The 17,427-nt window shown below is 60.3% G+C and carries 20 protein-coding genes; 8 read left to right on the plus strand and 12 right to left on the minus strand.

Going from position 1 to position 17,427, the window contains the following annotated elements:
- Nucleotides 1-18 precede the first annotated feature (18 nt).
- Nucleotides 19-1,653, minus strand: a complete 1,635-nt coding sequence (glgA, locus tag FMA36_RS14645) for a glycogen synthase GlgA (protein ID WP_159263044.1) — start codon at nucleotides 1,651-1,653, stop codon at nucleotides 19-21.
- Nucleotides 1,654-1,909: 256 nt separating this feature from the next.
- Here glgA and FMA36_RS19320 point away from each other — a divergent pair, with 256 nt between their 5' ends.
- Nucleotides 1,910-2,125: a hypothetical protein gene (locus tag FMA36_RS19320; protein ID WP_206065117.1), complete on the plus strand. Its 216-nt coding sequence runs from the start codon at nucleotides 1,910-1,912 to the stop codon at nucleotides 2,123-2,125.
- Nucleotides 2,126-2,326: 201 nt separating this feature from the next.
- Here the strand turns inward: FMA36_RS19320 and FMA36_RS19210 are convergent, their stop codons facing one another.
- The 4 genes from FMA36_RS19210 to FMA36_RS14665 form a co-directional block, all read right to left on the minus strand.
- Nucleotides 2,327-2,512: a hypothetical protein gene (locus FMA36_RS19210; RefSeq protein ID WP_167517990.1), complete on the minus strand. Its 186-nt coding sequence runs from the start codon at nucleotides 2,510-2,512 to the stop codon at nucleotides 2,327-2,329.
- A gap of 69 nt (nucleotides 2,513-2,581) precedes the next feature.
- A complete protein-coding gene (locus FMA36_RS14655; RefSeq protein WP_159263045.1) occupies nucleotides 2,582-3,115 on the minus strand; it encodes a DUF4142 domain-containing protein in 534 nt (177 codons plus the stop codon).
- A 96-nt stretch (nucleotides 3,116-3,211) separates the two neighbouring features.
- Nucleotides 3,212-3,520, minus strand: a complete 309-nt coding sequence (locus FMA36_RS14660) for a con-10 family general stress protein (protein ID WP_159263046.1) — start codon at nucleotides 3,518-3,520, stop codon at nucleotides 3,212-3,214.
- Between the two features lie 19 nt (nucleotides 3,521-3,539).
- Entirely contained in the window at nucleotides 3,540-3,833 is a 294-nt protein-coding gene (locus FMA36_RS14665; RefSeq protein ID WP_159263047.1) for a hypothetical protein, read from the minus strand.
- Between FMA36_RS14665 and FMA36_RS14670 the strand changes: the two genes are divergently transcribed.
- The gene (locus FMA36_RS14670) at nucleotides 3,828-4,298 is read left to right on the plus strand and encodes a hypothetical protein (protein WP_159263048.1); all 471 of its coding nucleotides are present in this window, start codon (nucleotides 3,828-3,830) and stop codon (nucleotides 4,296-4,298) included. The two genes, FMA36_RS14665 and FMA36_RS14670, sit on opposite strands and share 6 nt — an antisense overlap.
- Before the next feature lie 122 nt (nucleotides 4,299-4,420).
- Here FMA36_RS14670 and FMA36_RS14675 read toward each other — a convergent pair whose 3' ends face one another.
- Nucleotides 4,421-5,113: a YfdX family protein gene (locus FMA36_RS14675; RefSeq protein WP_159263049.1), complete on the minus strand. Its 693-nt coding sequence runs from the start codon at nucleotides 5,111-5,113 to the stop codon at nucleotides 4,421-4,423.
- 200 nt (nucleotides 5,114-5,313) lie between these two features.
- On the opposite strand from FMA36_RS14675, the gene FMA36_RS14680 reads away from it, so the two are divergent.
- A complete protein-coding gene (locus FMA36_RS14680) occupies nucleotides 5,314-5,697 on the plus strand; it encodes a VOC family protein (RefSeq protein ID WP_159263050.1) in 384 nt (127 codons plus the stop codon).
- Nucleotides 5,698-5,805: 108 nt separating this feature from the next.
- Nucleotides 5,806-6,285 carry a DUF3574 domain-containing protein gene (locus tag FMA36_RS14685; RefSeq protein ID WP_159263051.1) on the plus strand — a complete coding sequence of 160 codons (480 nt, stop codon included), beginning with the start codon at nucleotides 5,806-5,808 and terminating at the stop codon, nucleotides 6,283-6,285.
- A 348-nt stretch (nucleotides 6,286-6,633) separates the two neighbouring features.
- Here FMA36_RS14685 and FMA36_RS14690 read toward each other — a convergent pair whose 3' ends face one another.
- Entirely contained in the window at nucleotides 6,634-7,359 is a 726-nt protein-coding gene (locus FMA36_RS14690; protein WP_159263052.1) for a CDP-diacylglycerol diphosphatase, read from the minus strand.
- A 270-nt stretch (nucleotides 7,360-7,629) separates the two neighbouring features.
- On the opposite strand from FMA36_RS14690, the gene FMA36_RS14695 reads away from it, so the two are divergent.
- Nucleotides 7,630-9,114, plus strand: a complete 1,485-nt coding sequence (locus FMA36_RS14695; protein ID WP_240906585.1) for an acid phosphatase — start codon at nucleotides 7,630-7,632, stop codon at nucleotides 9,112-9,114.
- Nucleotides 9,115-9,165: 51 nt separating this feature from the next.
- Here FMA36_RS14695 and FMA36_RS14700 read toward each other — a convergent pair whose 3' ends face one another.
- Entirely contained in the window at nucleotides 9,166-10,362 is a 1,197-nt protein-coding gene (locus FMA36_RS14700; RefSeq protein ID WP_408885625.1) for a cytochrome-c peroxidase, read from the minus strand.
- 259 nt (nucleotides 10,363-10,621) lie between these two features.
- Here FMA36_RS14700 and FMA36_RS14705 point away from each other — a divergent pair, with 259 nt between their 5' ends.
- The 3 genes from FMA36_RS14705 to FMA36_RS14715 all read left to right on the plus strand — a co-directional run bounded on the left by FMA36_RS14705 (nucleotide 10,622) and on the right by FMA36_RS14715 (nucleotide 12,966).
- The gene (locus tag FMA36_RS14705; RefSeq protein ID WP_408885626.1) at nucleotides 10,622-11,569 is read left to right on the plus strand and encodes a nucleoside hydrolase; all 948 of its coding nucleotides are present in this window, start codon (nucleotides 10,622-10,624) and stop codon (nucleotides 11,567-11,569) included.
- Nucleotides 11,570-11,749: 180 nt separating this feature from the next.
- Nucleotides 11,750-11,989 carry a hypothetical protein gene (locus FMA36_RS14710; RefSeq protein WP_159263054.1) on the plus strand — a complete coding sequence of 80 codons (240 nt, stop codon included), beginning with the start codon at nucleotides 11,750-11,752 and terminating at the stop codon, nucleotides 11,987-11,989.
- Between the two features lie 191 nt (nucleotides 11,990-12,180).
- Nucleotides 12,181-12,966, plus strand: a complete 786-nt coding sequence (locus tag FMA36_RS14715) for a sulfite exporter TauE/SafE family protein (RefSeq protein ID WP_159263055.1) — start codon at nucleotides 12,181-12,183, stop codon at nucleotides 12,964-12,966.
- Nucleotides 12,967-13,098: 132 nt separating this feature from the next.
- Here the strand turns inward: FMA36_RS14715 and FMA36_RS14720 are convergent, their stop codons facing one another.
- From FMA36_RS14720 to FMA36_RS14735, 4 genes are all read right to left on the minus strand, one after another.
- Complete coding sequence (locus tag FMA36_RS14720) at nucleotides 13,099-13,608, minus strand: Ros/MucR family transcriptional regulator (protein ID WP_159263056.1); 510 nt, start codon at nucleotides 13,606-13,608, stop codon at nucleotides 13,099-13,101.
- Between the two features lie 808 nt (nucleotides 13,609-14,416).
- Nucleotides 14,417-15,196 carry an ABC transporter ATP-binding protein gene (locus tag FMA36_RS14725; RefSeq protein ID WP_159263057.1) on the minus strand — a complete coding sequence of 260 codons (780 nt, stop codon included), beginning with the start codon at nucleotides 15,194-15,196 and terminating at the stop codon, nucleotides 14,417-14,419.
- The gene (locus FMA36_RS14730; RefSeq protein WP_159264015.1) at nucleotides 15,196-16,299 is read right to left on the minus strand and encodes a FecCD family ABC transporter permease; all 1,104 of its coding nucleotides are present in this window, start codon (nucleotides 16,297-16,299) and stop codon (nucleotides 15,196-15,198) included. Before FMA36_RS14730 ends, FMA36_RS14725 begins: the two co-directional genes overlap by 1 nt.
- Nucleotides 16,286-17,422 carry an ABC transporter substrate-binding protein gene (locus FMA36_RS14735; protein ID WP_159263058.1) on the minus strand — a complete coding sequence of 379 codons (1,137 nt, stop codon included), beginning with the start codon at nucleotides 17,420-17,422 and terminating at the stop codon, nucleotides 16,286-16,288. Before FMA36_RS14735 ends, FMA36_RS14730 begins: the two co-directional genes overlap by 14 nt.
- Between the last annotated feature and the right edge of the window lie 5 nt (nucleotides 17,423-17,427).

Consider the following 17,427-nt stretch of genomic DNA (forward strand, 5'->3'; position numbering starts at 1 on the left):
CCGCCGGGGCCGGGCGCGTCAATGGGGGGCAACCAGTGCGCGTGACAGGCGCGGCGGCCTGCGCGCGATGCGCCGCCTGCGGCCCTCACGCAGGCCATGCCGCCCCGATGGCAGGCTGATCACGTTTGAATCCGCCCGGCCGCCCGCATCCATGCCCAGCATCTCTGCAAACAGCCTGACGTAGTGAGCGGCCTTCTCGTTCCACGATACGTCATAGGCAGCACCCGTAAGCTGGAGCTGGCGCCACATGCGGCGGTTGCGCCGGTAGAGCATGCGGGCACGCACCACGGTGGCAAGCAGGGTCTCGCCATCAACGGGCGTGAACAGGAAGCCTGTCGCAGCGCCCTGGGCAATGGCGGCGGGGTTGGCGTTGACGATCGTATCAGCCAGGCCGCCCACGCGGGCGGCAACCGGCACCGCGCCATAACGCAGCGCGCCAAGCTGGGTCAGCCCGCAGGGCTCGAAGCGCGAGGGGATGAGCAGCGCATCAACCGCCGAAGGCAGGCGATGGCCGAGGGATTCACTATAGCCGAGATGGCAGGCAAACCGGCCGGGAAACTGGCGCTGCAGGCCAGCAAGGCGGCGCTCGATCTCGCGGTCGCCCTCGCCCACCACGATAAGCTGGGTATTGCCTTCCAGCAGGCGTGGCGTGACATCAGCGAGCAGGTCGATGCCCTTTTGAGCAGTCAGGCGGCTGACCACGCCCACCACAAAGGCATCCGGGTCGGCCCACAGGCCGAATTCCGCCTGCAGGTCGCGCTTGTTGGGCGCGCGGCCCACGGTATCGCCCACCATGTAGGGAAAATGCACGGCCGGATCGGAGGCCGGGTTCCATGTATCGGTGCTGATGCCGTTGAGAATGCCCTCCAGCCGGTCGCTGCGGTGGCGCAGCAGGCCATCGAGGCCCATGCCGCCTTCCGGTGTCTGGATTTCCTGCGCGTAGGATGGCGAGACGGTGGTGATGCGATCGGCATGGTACAGCCCCGCCTTGAGGAAACTGATGGCCCCGTAGCACTCGCACCCCTCGACCGAGAGCGCCTCGGGCGGAAGGCCGAATTCAACCAGGCATTCCGCGGGAAAACGCCCCTGGAAGGCAAGGTTGTGGATGGTCTGGATCACGGGCACGCGGAGGGCCACGGGCTGTCCGCCCTGTTCGGCCCTGATGTGGTCATGGTGCAGATAGGCTGCAGTAAGCCCGGCCTGCCAGTCATGCGCCTGCACCAGATCGGGGCGCGGGTGCGGCGTGCGGCCCTGGGCAATATCCGCCGCCATGCGGGCAAGGACTGCGAAGCGGATGCCGTTATCGGGCCAGTCCTGCCCCTCGGGGGCGAGATAGGGGTTTCCGGGGCGGTCAAACAGGGCGGGCACGTCAAGCACCAGCAGGTCAAGCCCGGCCACATGGGCCGACCACAGCGTGGCCTCGTGCCCCAGCAGGTCGAGGTGATGCATGACCGGTGCACGCGCAGGCAATGCCGCCATGACGGCGGGGTAGCCGGGCAGCAGGGTCGTGACCTCCACGCCATAAGGGCCCAGCGCATGTGGCAGGGAACCCACCACATCGCCCAGCCCCCCGGTCTTGACGAAGGGAAACATCTCTGCCGCGACTGAAAGCAGGCGGATTGGTGTTGAAAAAGGCGTAACCGCATTCATCATCGGCCTGTTTCCTTGCAGGAGGAGAAACCGGTGCCATTTCTGGATCTGTAGCGATTAACGGGTTATTAACCCCATGGTCTCACCCACACGGTTAAGTGATCCCGGCCATGGAGTCGAATTACTTATTTATTCAGTAAAAATTTAATAAAAGTGGCAATTTCGTGTCATTGTCTGCAATACAGACGCGAATGTTTATTCTCTTCCCCTATCCGGGCCACGCGCGGCGAGGTTGCGGCTGAAGACTATCCTGATTTTCATGAAACCGTGCCTGGATGCAGCACATTCGGGCAGGAAGAACAACCTGGCGCGGATGCCTGCGTGGCATATTGGGCAAGAACAGCACGCCACCTGCCACAATGCGCAAGCCACGTTCAGCCCGCCCGAGCCCGAGCAGCTGACCGTGATATCCGATGGGGTTTATGAAGGCGATATGGTGCAGGGCGTACGCCATGCCTCCCCACCCCATATGTGAGGCTGGTGGATCACTACCGAGCGTTATGATGGTGACATCACCAGCCTGAAAACTGTCCACGCCTGCCTGTCACGGCAGTACGGCTCGACCTTGCGCGGTATCTGGCCCTGCCGTTTGGGTGGTGGTTCATTACGGCGCAGGACAGGATTTATTGCGACCTTGAAGCCAGCAGGCCTGTAGAGAAAAATAGTGCTGCCACGATCAGAACCGTGGCAGCGGAATATGGGGCGCAAAAAGGCAGGTCAGCACGATAAGCGTTACAAAAAACACCACCATGCCTCCCACAATAAAAACATGCCGTTTTTCTGCCGGGGTGGCTAAAGGCGTGTCACGACGTGGATCGGTAATCCCTCCACCGCGCAACTGTTTGTCTTGACCGTATTGCATGGGAAATACTCCCTTGGCAGACGTTGATACAGACCGCCTTTCGATCAGGAAAGAGACGCGCCTGTAGTTTTACTGGGGTAGGTCCTTGGCCATCTGCAGGTGGTTTTCAAGCGTGGGCAGCGTATTGCCTGCCCATGTCTTGAGGGCAGCGTTATCACCACTCTGTGCATAGCGGCGGAAGAGCGAGACAGCATCCTCATGCCCCGCGATCTGGTCCGCGCGGTACTGCAGGGCAAAGTCACGACCATGCAGGGTCTTGAGGTGATCAAGCTTGTCCTGATGGGCCTCGTCAATGCCGGTGGGTGGACTGACCTGTACATTACTGCTCTGGATCAGGTCTTTCAGCGCGGCAGATGTTTTCTTGTGGTCTTCGATCATCCGGTTGGCAAAGGCGGTCAGCTTGGGGTCGTTATCCTGCAATGCCAGTTCGCTGGACTGGATCTCGAACATATCGCTGATCGAGGCGATCTTGATGAAATCCTCCGTGCGGGGCGCAACACCCATCAGCGAATTTATGCCTGCCTTTTCGGGTATGGACTGGGCCAGGACCGGCGCGGGCACGCAGGCAACCAGCCCGAGTATCACCATCATGCTTTTTTTCATTGTTTTGCTCCAGATGGATCAGAAATTCGTGTCATCCCGGCCCGGCCGGGCATTGAAAGGGGCAGAACCAGGCAGGCGTTCCACGCCCTGCATCAGTCAGGATTTATCGTGATCGTGGCTATGCTGGCCGCCTTTGCGCCCGGCTTCCGCCGCGCGGTCGGGGTCGTTGGCAAAGTTGCCGCTGCTGTGCTGACCACCTTTATGGCCTGCCTCGGCGGCCTTTGCCGGGTCATAGGCAAAATTGCCGGGACTGTGCTGCCCGCCCTTGTGGCCCGCCTCCGATGCTTTCTTGCGGTCATTGGCGAAGTTGCCCGGATTATGCCCGGCGCCGCCACCGCCCCGGCTGTCAGCCGGTGCGAGGGTGGCATCAAGGGTGCGTTCTTGCATGGGAATACGATAAGCCATGATCGTTCACCTTTTAAGATTACAGCACGGATACGGAATCCTTGTTTTTTCTCGCCGCCCCGTGGGGCCGTAATGAGAAAGCAATCCCGGCATCATGCGCTGTGGTGGGTTCAACGAGGCAATCGGCAGGCGGTTTCGACACAACCACGGAAAATAAAAAATAAATATTCAGGACCATAAACGCCTTATATGGACCATATCCATAGTAAAGCGAAGCGGCAGCTCCCACTTGGTCCGCAACCCATCCCCGCGCCATGCGATAGGTAGCCCATGCCCATTGGGCCACCGCATCAGGATAAAGAGAAACATGCAACACCTGTCCCGCTTCGCGTTTGCCTGCGCCAGCCTGCTGCTCATGATGCTGGCCCTTTTTCTGCTGACGTTTGGCATGTACGACCTGCTCAGGGCGCTGGGGCAGTCGTGGCATACGGGACGCAACGCCATATTGCAGGCCATCAGCTATGTTGTGATTGCGGTGGCGGTTTTTGACGTGGCCAAATACTTCGTGGAAGAAGAGGTGATCCAGACCAGCGGCAAGAAAAGCCTCGGCGAGGCACGGGCCAGCCTGACCAAGTTCATCACCACCATCATCATCGCGGTGTTCATCGAGGGGCTGGTGGGCGTTTTCGAGACCAGTACAAGCGAACCGGCCGCCATTCTCTACCCTGCCAGCCTGCTGGTGGTGGCCACCTTCATTGTTCTTGCGCTTGGCGCGTTCCAGCGCATGAGCGTGGATGCCGAGCGTGAAAAGAAAAAGGTGGGTGGCGGGGAAGAATAACCACCCCGCCCCACTGAGACTTCAGCATTTCAAAAAAACTTCAAAAACAATGCCGCCTTTTAAAAAAGGTGGCACCCAAAAGCTTTTCTGATTGCCAGAGCCGCTTTTACGTTCTTGGCAGATTATTTCTGCGCAGGAGCAGCCGGGGCCCTGGCACCCGGAGGGGCCAGCGTCTCGGACACATCTTCCGAGACGAATACGATGTTATCAAGCACCTGCTGCAGGGCGGCGGAGGCCTCCTGCGGGTGACGCGCCTCGGTGAATACGGTGGCGCGATTGATCGCCCCCTGCGTGGGTTCAAGGGCTGTCAGCGCCATGACGAAATCGGCATCCTCACCCACGACCTGCAGCGTCTGCGCGGCCTGCTTGGTCTGGCCAGCCTTGAGCTGGTTATTGGCGGTGGCGATGGCGGCCTTCTTCTCGGGGGCCAGCGTTTCGCTGCCAATGATTTCACCGCCAACCGGAATCCAGGTCACGGGCGTGGTGCCAGCCACATGGCCGGGTGCCGCCGGGTGCTGCGGAGCGGGGTGAAGGCTGGTTTCGGCCGCGATGAACTGTGCGCTGGCCTTGCCTGCGGCGGTCAGGCGCTTGGTCGCGTCATACAGCGCGGGAATGGCGGCGTCGGTCTGGCCTGCATCGAGCACCTGCTTGGCATTGAGCACATCGAGCATGGCGCGCTGCCCATCTGCCGACAGGTGGCTGAAGGCACGGGTAGCCTTGAACTTTTCCCAATCCGTGTGCACCGATGCCGCATGGGCACCCAGTGGTGCGGCGAGCAGTCCCGCCACGGCGGCCAGTGAAGCGATAAAACGCATGGTTTCCCTTTTCAGAGCAATCTGTCTGTCATGTATTCCGTGGCCCGGATATCCGGGCCTGGGCGGAATGTTACAAAAAATGGCATGCGGGGTCCATGACTATTCCCTTTGTTACGGCATGGATCGGGTGGGGGCAGTTGTCGGCCCGCAGCACACCGTGCCATGATTGGGCCAGACCATTATCGCTCAGGGAGAAAAGAATGTTCAGCCATATTGCCGTTGGCGCAAACGACATTGAAGCCGCGAAGAAATTCTACGACAGCATATTCGCAACCCTTGGCGTGCCCGCCGCCACCATCAATGCCAAGGGCAAACTGGTCTATAACGGCGATACGGGTTTTTTCCTTGTAACAAAGCCGGTAAATGGCCAGCCCGCCACGGCCGCCAACGGGGGCACGATCGGCTTTGCCGCCCCCTCACCTGAAGTGATCGACGCATGGCATGCAGCTGGGGTAGCCAATGGCGGCACCACCTGCGAAGACCCGCCGGGCATTCGCCACATGCCCAATGGTGACCTGTACCTGGCCTATCTGCGTGACCCGACCGGCAACAAGCTGTGCGCGCTCTATCGCGTCAAGCCCTGATTCGATCTAGCGGGCAAGGTTTCCGGGTGCCGTCTTTTTATCAATAATGGCGGCACCAAAAACTTTCTACTGTGCTGCGCTTGATAGCAGGCAGGATAAAGGCAGAGCATGAGCCGCCAGCTTATTGTTTTTTCAAGGCAGTGGCGCCTGTGCGCCGCCGCCATTGTGGCCAGTACGATAGCATGGGGGCAACCCGGCCACGCACGCGAGCCACAGGTGCCTGCCCCCGATCCGCTACAGGGTGCCTGCACGACGTTGCAGGCCACACCCATGTTGCAGGTGTCGCTGCTGTTTGGCCTCAACCGCCCTGATGGCGGTCATGTAAGCCAGCGTGAATGGGCCCATTTTGTGCGTGATATCGTCACCCCGCGCTTTCCCGCCGGTTTTTCGGTCCTGCATATGACGGGGCAATGGCGGGATGAACACAGCGGGCATATCGTGCGCGAACCCTCGCGCATCATATGGGTGGCAACTTCTCTTACCCCCGACCTCAGGCCACGGCTTGAGGCGATACGTCAGGCCTATCGCCAGCGCTTCAGGCAGGATTCCGTGGGGCTGGTCATCACGCCGGGCTGCGCTGCGTTCTAAGCAGCGGGTATATCGGCACAGCCCGGCCCCATCAGGGCCTGTGATAGGGGCGGGATTACGGGCTGGACGGAAGCATCATGTGTTTCCGCCCTGATCTGGTCATCAAGGATGGACAGTATTTCCGCATCCGGAATGCGTTTAATCTTTTCCCAGAGCTGAAATTCTGCGATCAAGCAATGCACTCCTGATATTTACTTCATAACATGATGAAATAAACATGTTACTTTCAATAATATATATTTCATGAATGCATTGTGGTGTAAAAACTACCAATAGACGAAAGTTTCCGCGTGCTTTCATTCAGGCAGCATGACCTGAAGGCACCGCCCAGACAATTTTCAGCCTGTTTCAGGGAAAACGCGTAATGCCGCAGGTATGATCCTGTAATTCCTCCCCGCTTGCCGGGTCAGCACGGGCCGGATCGGCGCGGTCATCAAGTAAAACAAAATCCACCCGTCCGTCGGGCCGTGTCATGGCGCTTATCACCAGCGTATGGCGTCCCATCTCGTGTGCAGGGTCCACCATGTCACGCATCAGCAGCCTGAAGGGGCGGATGCCCGCGAGCCTGCCCCCTACCAGTCGCGCCCGATAGGCATGGCCCGCAAGCGGTAGCGGCGTCCATGCCGGGCCCAGATGGGGCCGCGCCCAGTGCAGCGCCACTTTTACATCGGGACGGATGCAGTCAACATGAATGTGAAGCTGGTTCTGGCTGCGACCATAGGCCGAGTTGATGGCCAGCGACAGATCATCGGGCGGCAGGGCGCGGCCAAGGCGCCCGCTGACCCGATCGGTCTGCTGCCAGGCATAGGCAAAGTAATCAGGCGCATCAGCGCGCGTAATGAACGGGTCTTCCATCCCGGTCAGGCGCCGGGTGGGAATGAGCAGGTACTGGCTGGCCCCCACACGGTCCTTCAGCACCACGTAGCGGTCATTCACCGCCACGCAGGGCCTGACGGAGTGGTCCGGGCCATGCGGGCGACACTGTTCATGCACGATATGCCATAGTGCATCCGGACCGGCCCAGGCGTGCTGTGTCCATGCCAGCAACATGACCGGTAATATAAATCGTTTCATGCCCTGCCCCGGATACGGCACCAGGGCAGCATGCTACCAGCCTGATAAAAAAACATGACCTGCCCCCGATAGGATGACCGCACCAGTATAATCAGGAAATCCGATCCCCGCCGCTGTATGAATTTTTCATGAAAGGCAGGCCCCTGCATTTCCTTCTCCTGCCGGTCTTTCATATATACTGGCTTTTACGCTGACAGCATTCGAGATCTCATGGCCCATCTGACCCGCACCCTGCTCCGCTCCACCACGTTTACAGCCCTGCTGGTGGGCATGATGGGAGCGTGGAGCAGTCAGGCCGCATCTGCGGGCATGGAACAGATCGAAACGGTCGTGGTCATTTTTGCCGAGAACCGGTCCTTCGATAATCTCTATAACGGTTTTCCCGGTGCGGATACATCTGGCGACAGGGCCGCGCAACTGCTGCCCCAGCGCGACCGTGATGGCAGCGTGCTGCGCGAACTGCCGCCCGTATGGGGTGGCCTGACCGCACGCGGCGCAGCCGACCCCATCACCCAGGCCATGAGCGCGCACCTGCCCAACCAGCCCTTTCGCATTGACGACCCGCAGGGCTTCAACCGCCCGCTGAGCACGCTCACGCAGGATCTGTGGCACCGCTTCTACCAGAACCAGATGCAGATCAATGGCGGCCGCAACGACATGTTCGTAGCCTGGGCGGATTCCGGTGCGCTGCCCATGAGCAACTGGGATGGATCGCACATGGAGATGTGGCAGGTCGCCCGGCGATACACGCTGGCCGACCATTTCTTCATGGGAGCGTTTGGTGGTTCGTTCCTTAACCACCAGTGGCTGGCCTGTGCATGCGCGCCCTTTTACCCGCAGGCCGATACCAGCCCGGCACAGCCAGTTATTTCAGCCGTATCACCCTCGGGCACGGCCCTGCTCGTGGCGGCGGACTCACCGCGTTCAGCGCTGAAGGGCATTCCCAAATTCGTGCGTGATGGCAATCTCACGCCCGATTTTTACGCCGTCAATACCATGCAGCCACCCTACCAGCCCAGCGCCAATCCGGGCGCTCCCGGCCAAGACCCGCGTTACGCCGACCCCGCACGCGCCACCACCCTACCCGCGCAGACCACGCCCACAATCGGTGACCGGCTGAGCGAACGCGCCATAACATGGGCGTGGTATGCAGGGGCGTGGGGCGATGTGCTTGACCATGGCAATCATTACCCTGCCCCGGCCTTCCAGTACCATCACCAGCCCTATAATTACTATGCAGCCTACGCCCCCGGCACGCCCGCGCGCGCCGAACACCTGCGCGATGGCGGTCTGGCGGGGACACGTTTCATTGAGGCTATTGACCACGGTCAGTTGCCACAGGTCAGTTTTTACAAACCGCAGGGCAACCTGAATGAACATTCGGGCTATGCCGATATCCAGTCAGGCGATCATCATATTGCCGACCTTGTGGCCCATCTGGAAAAAAGCCCCCAGTGGCCGCACATGCTCGTTATTGTCACCTACGATGAAAATGGCGGCCTGTGGGACCATGTGGCCCCGCCCAGGGGCGACCGGTGGGGGCCGGGTTCACGCATTCCGGCCATCATCATCTCGCCATACGCCCGGCGAGGGCATGTCGACCATACGGTGCAGGATACGACGTCGATCCTGCTGTTCCTGACCGAACGTTTCGGCCTGCGCCCGCTTGATGGCGTTACCACCCGTGCACGCGCCATACAGGCAGCTACCGGCCAGCCTCTTGGTGACCTGACCGGCGCGCTCGACCTGAAGTAATAAACGTTCCGGGTGCAGTTTTTTCAAAAAGGCTGCACCCAAAAACGTTCTCTAATGGTGCAATGCCGGACTGAAGTAACCATCCGTCAGGGTATGGAGGAAGACCACGATAGCGTCGATCTCGTCATCCGACAGGGCAGCCTGCCCATCGGGTCGGGGGCCGAAAGGTGGGTCCATATTGATGTTGGCGTGGTAACGGACAGGTAGATCATTATAGATCTGCACCCTGCCACCCGGGCCGGTCGGATACCACAGCGCGGGGCGCACATCGCGCAGTGCATAAAACGCCACAGCCTGCCGGAGCGTATGGATCACTCCGTTATGGAAGAATACATGCCGCAGCGCCACGTTACGCAGCGAGGGCGTGCGGAACAGCCCGCAATAGTCGCCACGCCCCATAAAATCGGTGCGATCGGGACCACATAATCCCATATCGTAGTAGGCCGGGTTGCGGTTCAGCCCGATCGCTTCATTGCGCGGCACGCCAAGGGCCACCAGCCCGTAATCACTGAATTGCGGCGGCGTGCCATCATGCCCCGGCGCACTGACATGGCATGAGGCACAATTACCCTTGTCCGCCCGTTCAAACAGCGCCAGGCCCTGCGCCTCACGCGCTGAAAGATGTGCCCTGCCCGCCAGCACCGCATCGTATTTGCTGCTATAGGGATAGAACAGCCGGGCATCCTGCTGGTAAGTGGCCAGAGCCTCGGCAATCAGGGTGAAGCGGGCGAGCGCATCATCTGGCAAGGACTGGAGCAGGGCGTGCAGGCGCGCGCCGTAGCCTGCGGCATTGGCGCGGCGCACCACGGCTTGAGGACTGGCATTGGCCATTTCGTAAGGGGAAAGCAGCGGTATGCTGGCCTGGCCCTGCGCGGTATCGGCCCGGCCATCCCATGTCAGGCCGCCGGTGGGGCCGTTATCGATGCTTTCATCGGCTTCATCTTCCGAATCATGAAAATGTTCGCTGAACTGCGGCACGGCCTGCAGATACATAAGCGACGGCACCGCGCGGTGTCCCCCTGGCTGCACCGACAGGTCATTGCCCTGCGCAAAGGCCGCATTGTCCTGATGGCACGATGAACAGGACATATGCCCAGAAGCCGACAGACGGGGGTCATGAAACAGGTCGCCCCCCAACTGCCCCATCGCCTGCGCCCGGGCGCGGGCCTGCGGGCGCGACAGGGCCGGGCTGCCTGCATCTACCCCCTGCCCCCATGCGGCCCCGCCCAGCATGAAAGCCACCGCCACGGCCAGCCCATGCAGATTTGCACGGCACGATGCGCGGCAGGCGAGGTTGAAACCATGCGGCCTTGTTGAAAAAACGCGGCACCAGAAAACTTTTATCTTTTTCAATACCCTGCTTTTGCCCGGTTTTTAATTGATCTTTCTTTTCTCACCCCCGCGTGGGCGGATCAAGCCGGGTTGCGCGTAGCATGGCGTGGCTTTTGCCAATCCGGGTTCAATCGGGTTACGTGTGGCTACAGGCGCCCCCAGCACGAAGGACCGGATGACCGTGAACCCACGCAAGATCATCATCGATACCGATCCGGGGCAGGACGATGCGCTTGCCATCATGCTCGCCCTTGCCGCCCCTGAGCTTGATGTGCTGGGCGTGGTCAGCGTGGCGGGCAACGTGTCGGTGCAGCACACAACCACCAATGCCTGCAAGGTGCTGGAACTGGCCGGGCGCACCGACATTGCAGTGCATGCGGGCTGTGCTGGCCCCCTGCGCCGCACGCCCATCACCGCCGCACACGTGCATGGCCAGACCGGCATGGATGGGCCCGTCCTGCCCGCCCCCATCATGCAACCTCGCGCGCAGCATGGCGTAGATTTCCTTATTGATACGATCAGGGCGCATCCGCCGGGCAGCATAACGGTGGTGACACTGGGGCCGATGACCAACCTGGCAATGGCGCTGGTCAAGGCGCCCGATATCGCGCAGCTTCTTGCAGGCATTGTCTCCATGGGCGGCGCATGGGTACAAGGTGGCAATATCACGCCCAGCGCCGAGTTCAACGTCTACGCCGACCCCGATGCCGCCGATATCGTGCTGCGCCATGCCATAACGCATACGCTTGTGCCACTGGATGTAACCCATCGCTTTCTGGTCACGCCGCAACGGATGGCGCAGCTTAATACGCTCAAGGGGCGCTGCGCCCGCGCTGCAGCGGCCATGCTGGGCTTTTCGGAGCGGTTTGACCTGGACAAATATGGGTGGGACGGCGCCCCCCTGCACGACCCCTGCACCATTGGCTGGCTGCTCGCCCCCCACCTGTTTGCAGGGCGGGAAGTAAACGTATCGGTTGAGGTGGACAGTCCACTCATGCAGGGTGCCACCGCCGTTGACTGGTGGCATGTGACTGACCGGCCCCGTAACGCGCTTTTCCTGAACGATGTGGATAGCGACGGGCTATGGGCACTGCTGCTGGCGCATCTGGACCGCCTGCCCTGAAGCGGATTGGGCGCGCCCTGCTTCAGAAAGCGGCATTTCTCAAGGCTTTTTGAAAAAAAGCTTCACCAAAAACTTTTATAATTTCAGGTCTATCATCTCGCGCGCCGTTTATTGCATTACGTAAAACAACCATCGCGATCCTGCCGCAATCCGGGGCTTTTCTGCCAGCAGGAGGACGCCATGAAAAAGATGATTCTGGCTGCTTTTACCGCCCTGCTCTTACTCGGTGCCCATGGTGGGGCACAGGCCCAGCCCTGGGGATGGCATGACGAGCCACGCTGGCATGCGCCCCATGGCTATGGGCCGCGCCGCCCCTACTGGCGCGAGAGTAGCTGGCGTTACGACCGCCCGCCGCCACGCCGGTGGGCATGGCGGGCACCACCGCCGCCCCCACCCTATCCCTATCCCTATCCTTACTGATGATGGAACCCGGCCTTGCGCCGGGTTTTTTTATTTTACGCGATACCTGCAAAAATGATGGGGCAGCTTATTAACGATCGGGCTTGTGCGTGCCCATAATTCCACGTAGTAAATTGAACGTATGTTCGATAATTCACTTTATTAAATCGTATTTTTAGTGCCCGGCGATCAGAAACGGATAACCCGCCATCATGCCCCTGCTTGAATCCATCAACCTGCTTTATGTTCTCTCCGGTCTTGGCGTTGGCTTTCTTGTGGGCATGACCGGGGTGGGGGGCGGCTCGCTCATGACGCCGCTACTGATCCTGCTGTTCAAGGTGCATCCGCAATCCGCCGTGGGCACCGACCTGCTCTATGCCGCCCTGACCAAAACGGTGGGCACGCTGGTGCACGGGCGCAAACAGTCCGTGGAGTGGCCTGTGGTGGGCCGCCTGGCGCTGGGCAGCATACCGGCAACGCTGCTGACCATTGCCGCCCTGCACTGGGCGGGCAGCCCCTCACCCGCAGTAACGCATGTGATTTCGGTCGCACTGGGCATTGCCCTGCTCATTACCGCGCCGAGCGTGCTGTTCCGGCAGAAATTGCAGGACCTCTCGCGCCGCAAGGCCGCTGCCATCGCCCCCGCCACGACCGCGCGCCTGACCACGCTGCTCGGCGCGGTGCTCGGCGTCATGGTCACGCTGTCCTCCGTGGGGGCTGGCGCAATTGGCATGGCGGCCTTGATCTTTCTCTACCCCGGACTGGAAATCCGCCGCCTTGTGGGCTGCGACATCGCCCACGCCGTGCCGCTCACGGCCATTGCGGGCATGGGACACTGGTGGATCGGGGATATCGACATGCCCCTGCTGGCATCGCTGCTCTGCGGGTCTGTTCCGGGCATCATATTGGGCAGCCTGTGCATCGGGCTTATTCCTGACCGGGCGCAGCGGATCATACTGGCCGCCATCCTTCTGACCGTGGGCCTCAAGGTTATCTGATGCCCGTCCCGATGCCTGCATGGGCAAACAAGGCGTCATGCCGGGTTAAATCCGGTTGTTTCTTCTGCCCAATATGACAAACACCCGCTCCGATAACGGAGCGGGTGTTTTGTGTTTACAGAACGAGCTGGCTCAGACCAGTGTGTTATCCGCGTTCTTCTTGCTGCGGCGCGCGCGGGTCTTGCGGGCAGGCTTTGCCGCAGGTGCTTCCTCGACTTCCTCGGCCACGGGTTCAACCACGACTTTTCGGCCCAGCCCGATCTTCTGGGCAAGTGACGAGCGGTGCGCGGCATAGCTCGGGGCCGTCATCGGGTAGTTGGCGGGCAGGCCCCACTTCTCGCGATACTGCTCTGGCGTCATGCCATAAGCGGTCTGCAGGTGGCGCTTGAGCATTTTCAGCTTCTTGCCGTCTTCAAGGCAGACGATGTAATCGGGGAAGACCGACTTCTTGATGGGCACTGCAGGCTGCAGCGGCGCGGGTTCAACCGCCTTTTCAGCGCCAAGCGCCTTGAGCGCAGTATAAACGGTCTCGACAAGGGTGGGGATCTGGTCGACAGCAACCGTATTGTGGTTGGTGTGCGCGGCCACGATTTCGGTGGTCATGGATACCAGTTCGCTATGCGGGATTTCTTTATTGTCCAATGTCGGTACTTTCCTTGGTGGTCGGGTCATCAGGGGATGATTGACCCTATGAGTAATAATCATGCGTGTATTATGCAACCACAATAAAGCATTTTAATCCGTATTTTTTACGCCGCCCCCATTACAGCCCCACCTGCTTTTGCCTTCAGCATAGGTTGCCTGGGGTGTGCCATGCTGTTCTTGCAGACCATGATTACATCATAATAATCCAATTATTATCCCGCTCCTAACACATATGCAATTATTTTGTTTATAATAATTAAATGTGGCACGCCCTGCAAAGGGCACGTTAGTGCTTTTGCATTACCGAATTTTCATTGCATCCATGCCAATAACAGGAACAGAGTATAAACACGCGATGTTACGACAAATTTTAGCTATTCCGGTTTATATTATGGTAGAAATACAATATATTCTCATCAGTAATCGCAAACAGACCTGGTTATCCTGTATCTGTGCAGGCCATGCCGGTAACCAGAGCGGCTACACGCTGTCATCATATTTTTCCAGAATGCTTTTATATATCAGCAGTTTTTTCAGAACTACACCTGAATACAGTATTCAGGGGTGCGCCATGCCCCCGCACCCGTGCGTGTAATACCACCGCCTCACTTCATGCCCGGGATCACGCTATTGTAATGCACAATAGAATGGGCTGCCCTGCAGGCATTGCTTATCGGGACCTGACCTTCAATGCCGTTATAACAGCCATTACGTTACTTATGATTCGCCCCTGCCCTCTACAGGCAGGATGGTGAAATATCCATTCTGTAATGAATTGTCATTTTTGTCGGCTTTAAATTACGACTTAACGCAGGCCATCAACCATAACGTGCGGAAGGCCCCGGCTACATTTTTCCACCCGGGCCACAATATCATAAGTCTGGCCCAGGGTTTCGGGTGTAATAACGGCCTGGGGCACACCTGCGGCAATGATCCGCCCTTCGCGCAGGATCACGTCGTAATCGGTCATCCGCACGGCAATATTGAGGTCATGCAACACCATCACGGTCACGATCTGCCGTGCAGCGGTTTCCCGCCGCAGAATGTCCATCACTGCAAACTGGTGGTGCAGGTCGAGTGCGCTGAGCGGTTCATCAAGCAGCAGGGCATCGGGGTGGCGGCCAAGCGCCTGAGCCAGCCCTACAAGCTGCCGCTGCCCGCCCGAGAGCTCATCCATATACCGCATGGACAGATCGGCTATGCCAAACACATCGAGCATATGCAGGGCGGCATCGATTTCATCACCCTGCACATCGGCTGGAACAACGCCGGTGGCATGCTGGGCCGCAAGCATGGATTCCAGCACCTGCAGGTGCACCATGGCTGGCAGGGCCTGCGGCAGGTACAGGCAGCGCCGCGTGCGCCGGGCCAGACTGAGGCGCGTGAGGTCATCCGCCCCCAGCATGACCCGGCCCGTGGCCTCGCCCAGTCCGGCCATGCCGCGCAGCAGCGTTGACTTGCCGCTGCCATTGGGGCCAAGCAGCGCCGAGACCCTGCCGCGCGGAAATGGCCCGACACTTATATCATCCAGCACCGTGCGCCTGCCGTAGCGCACGGTCATGTGCTCGCAGTATAGCCCGTCCATCAGGTCATGCTCCGCCTGCGCAGCACAATGCCCAGAAAGAACGGGATGCCCACCAGTGCCGTCACAATACCGGTGGGAATGACCACGCCCGGCAGCAGGTTACGCGCCGCAATGGATGAGAGCGACATGACCAGTGCGCCGACCAGCATGCTGCCCGGCAGGTAAAAACGGTGGTCCTCACCCAGCAGGCGGCGGGCGATATGCGGGGCCACCAGCCCCACGAAACCGATCGTGCCCACGAAGGACACGGCCAGGGCGGACAGGATGCTCACCCGCAGCAGGGCACCACGCCGCACGCGCGGCACGTCCACCCCCAGGCTTGCGGCACGTTCCTCGCCCATGCGCAGCACGGTCAGCTTCCATGATGCGGCAAAGGAAAGGGGAGCCACGACCACGCACGCAGCGGCCAGCAGGCCCAGCTTGGGCCATGTCGCCCGTGTCAGGCTGCCCATGGTCCAGAACACAAGGTCCTGCAACGCATCTTCATTGGCCACGAACTGCAGCAGTGACACCAGCGCATGAAAGGCGAAAACCAGGGCAATGCCAAACAGCACGACCGTGCCGGTGCCTGCATTGCGCCTGCGCGAGACCATGTCGAGCAGCAGCACGGAGCCTATGGCAAAGACAAAGGCATCACCCGAAACCACCCACGCATCGGGCACGCCGGGCAGCCGCCAGCCCAGAATGATGGCAAGCGATGCGCCAAACGCCGCCGCAGCCGAGACCCCGAGCGTAAACGGGCTTGCCAGCGGGTTGGCCAGTACGGTCTGCATTTCCGCCCCCGCCAGACCCAGCGATGCCCCCACGCACACTGCCATGAGCGCATAGGGCAGCCTGATCTGCCACACGATCACGCCTTGCCCGGCGGGTACATGATGCGGGTGCAGCAGGGTGTGGATGAGCGCTGAAGGCGAAAGCCCCGATGGTCCGAGCGAGAAATCAAGCACAACCGAGGCCACGATCAGCGCGAGCAGCAGGCCAAGCACCCCCATGCGCCGCCGCAGCAGGGCATGGTAGCGCCCCCGCACTTCACGCGCATAAGCCGATAGACCTGCAGAGGAAGAAACAGAAGGCGTACCGATCGATTCCTCAGGGACGCGCATCAATCCAGAAGGTCCCTTCCTGCTTTACGGGGAGAAAGCGGCTGTAAAGTTCCTTCTGCGTGGCATCGGGGTCGAGATCGGCAAACAGGTCGGGGTGGAACCACTTTGCCATGACTTCGATGGCAAGGATGTTGTATGGCGAATCATAAAACGAATGCCAGATGCCATGCGCATGCCCATCGGTTACAGAGCGTAGCGATGAAATGCCGGGGCGCTCCATGACCTTGAGCAGCGAGGCGCGGGCCGCCTCCGGCGTTACTTCAGCGCCCATGCGCACCCCCGGCCCACTGGCCTTCGGCCCCTTGGTGCCATCCGCGATATAGATGTCGGGGTCGGAAGCGATCACTTTTTCGAGGTCGATATCGCCAATATAGCCCGGCAGCAGGGGCGCTGCGATGTTCTGGCCACCCGCCGCAGCAATAAAGGCCCCCATATTGCCCTTGCCCGCCGTGTGGCAGCAGCTCTCGCGCATGGCGGCCAGCATTTCAATGAACACTTTGGGCCGCTGGCTTTCGGGCAGCGGGGCAACACGATCGGTAATGCGCTTTAGATGTGACTGGTAGAAGTCAAGATAATCAGCGGCTTCGTGCTCACGGTGCAGCACCTGGCCAAGGATCTGCATGGAGCGGATGGTGTCATTGACCGGGTCGGCGCGGAAATCGACAAAGATGACCGGAATATGCGCGCTTTCAAGCTGACCCACGAGTTCGCTCGCCTTGCCCGGCCCGTGGCCCGACACGGTCAGGATCGCAAGGTCGGGGTGCAGGTCGAGCACGCGCTCGGGGCTGACGGTATCCGCCGTGGTCTTGCCGATCAGCGCAATATTGGCCGCCTGCGGAAAGGTTGCGACATACTGGTCATAGCTCTGCGTATCCGCCCCGCGGAACTCCCCCTGCCAGCCCACGATCCGGTCGAACAGGTGCTGTTTTTCCAGTGGAGCAAGGGCGTAGATCAGCCGCCCTTCCCCCAATATGATGCGATGGACACTGGCCGGCACGTCCACCTTGCGGCCTGCAAGGTCGGTCACGGTATCAGCCCGCGCGGCAGGAGCGTGGGCAGCAAGCCCCATGGCCAGGGCCGCGCCACAGGCCGCGACCCGCCATCCGTCCAGTATCCGTCTCATGACTT

It is taken from the genome of Komagataeibacter xylinus (assembly GCF_009834365.1).
Classification (GTDB): Bacteria; Pseudomonadota; Alphaproteobacteria; order Acetobacterales; family Acetobacteraceae; genus Komagataeibacter; species Komagataeibacter xylinus_D.

What these genes read in the sequence shown, in the direction of transcription:
- FMA36_RS14705 (WP_408885626.1), top strand. Translation starts at nt 10,622, where the DNA reads ATGACCGTGAACCCACGCAAGATCATCATCGATACCGATCCGGGGCAG.
- FMA36_RS14730 (WP_159264015.1), bottom strand. Translation starts at nt 16,299, where the DNA reads ATGCGCGTCCCTGAGGAATCGATCGGTACGCCTTCTGTTTCTTCCTCT.
- FMA36_RS14680 (WP_159263050.1), top strand. Translation starts at nt 5,314, where the DNA reads ATGTTCAGCCATATTGCCGTTGGCGCAAACGACATTGAAGCCGCGAAG.
- FMA36_RS14725 (WP_159263057.1), bottom strand. Translation starts at nt 15,196, where the DNA reads ATGGACGGGCTATACTGCGAGCACATGACCGTGCGCTACGGCAGGCGC.
- FMA36_RS14715 (WP_159263055.1), top strand. Translation starts at nt 12,181, where the DNA reads ATGCCCCTGCTTGAATCCATCAACCTGCTTTATGTTCTCTCCGGTCTT.
- glgA (WP_159263044.1), bottom strand. Translation starts at nt 1,653, where the DNA reads ATGATGAATGCGGTTACGCCTTTTTCAACACCAATCCGCCTGCTTTCA.
- FMA36_RS14735 (WP_159263058.1), bottom strand. Translation starts at nt 17,422, where the DNA reads ATGAGACGGATACTGGACGGATGGCGGGTCGCGGCCTGTGGCGCGGCC.
- FMA36_RS14660 (WP_159263046.1), bottom strand. Translation starts at nt 3,520, where the DNA reads ATGGCTTATCGTATTCCCATGCAAGAACGCACCCTTGATGCCACCCTC.
- FMA36_RS19210 (WP_167517990.1), bottom strand. Translation starts at nt 2,512, where the DNA reads ATGCAATACGGTCAAGACAAACAGTTGCGCGGTGGAGGGATTACCGAT.
- FMA36_RS14710 (WP_159263054.1), top strand. Translation starts at nt 11,750, where the DNA reads ATGAAAAAGATGATTCTGGCTGCTTTTACCGCCCTGCTCTTACTCGGT.
- FMA36_RS14675 (WP_159263049.1), bottom strand. Translation starts at nt 5,113, where the DNA reads ATGCGTTTTATCGCTTCACTGGCCGCCGTGGCGGGACTGCTCGCCGCA.
- FMA36_RS14685 (WP_159263051.1), top strand. Translation starts at nt 5,806, where the DNA reads ATGAGCCGCCAGCTTATTGTTTTTTCAAGGCAGTGGCGCCTGTGCGCC.
- FMA36_RS14695 (WP_240906585.1), top strand. Translation starts at nt 7,630, where the DNA reads ATGATGGGAGCGTGGAGCAGTCAGGCCGCATCTGCGGGCATGGAACAG.
- FMA36_RS14690 (WP_159263052.1), bottom strand. Translation starts at nt 7,359, where the DNA reads ATGAAACGATTTATATTACCGGTCATGTTGCTGGCATGGACACAGCAC.
- FMA36_RS14670 (WP_159263048.1), top strand. Translation starts at nt 3,828, where the DNA reads ATGCAACACCTGTCCCGCTTCGCGTTTGCCTGCGCCAGCCTGCTGCTC.
- FMA36_RS19320 (WP_206065117.1), top strand. Translation starts at nt 1,910, where the DNA reads ATGAAACCGTGCCTGGATGCAGCACATTCGGGCAGGAAGAACAACCTG.
- FMA36_RS14655 (WP_159263045.1), bottom strand. Translation starts at nt 3,115, where the DNA reads ATGAAAAAAAGCATGATGGTGATACTCGGGCTGGTTGCCTGCGTGCCC.